This is a genomic window from Bartonella taylorii 8TBB, from assembly GCF_902825155.1.
Classification (GTDB): Bacteria; Pseudomonadota; Alphaproteobacteria; order Rhizobiales; family Rhizobiaceae; genus Bartonella; species Bartonella taylorii_A.
Map to the genome: position 1 here is coordinate 1 of NZ_CADEAG010000092.1, position 505 is coordinate 505.

Consider the following 505-nt stretch of genomic DNA (forward strand, 5'->3'; position numbering starts at 1 on the left):
GAAATAAAATATTTGCCTCTTTGAAGGATTATACAAGATTCTTCATGGAGCATTTGAAGGACGATCTTCATTCTTCCGCTGCAGGTAATGTTGATGGCCCAGTGAAAGCTGCTACAGATGTGCTACGAGATGTCCGTGATATCTTACGTTCAGCAATTGATTTTTGCGGGTTAACGTCTTCATCTCACAAGTACTTTATTGAATATTTTAATCCAAACTTTAACCGTATTTCTGTTGGCCCACCGATGCAGCGAAACCAAGAGTTGAAGGCTCTGATGGAGGCTGGTATCGTGACTTTGGCTGGCGGACCTTCACCTAAACTTGTTCTCAATGCTAGTACTAGCCGTTTCGAAGTTCAGTCTGTTTTCCAAGATGAAAACAGTTCAGTTGATGGAGATGTGCTGATCACGGCCAAGATTGATAGTTTTTCTCCGTTGCGTGATGAGTCTCCTTTTATCAAAAATTTGGCTGCTCAGGGTATCATCCGGCCATTTATCAACCAAGG

Annotated in this window: 1 pseudogene; it reads left to right on the forward strand. The window is 42.4% G+C overall.

From position 1 onward, the window contains the following. Positions 1-119 precede the first annotated feature (119 nt). Positions 120-505, forward strand: a pseudogene (locus tag J7R13_RS08790) (FAD/NAD(P)-binding protein); the annotation flags it as partial.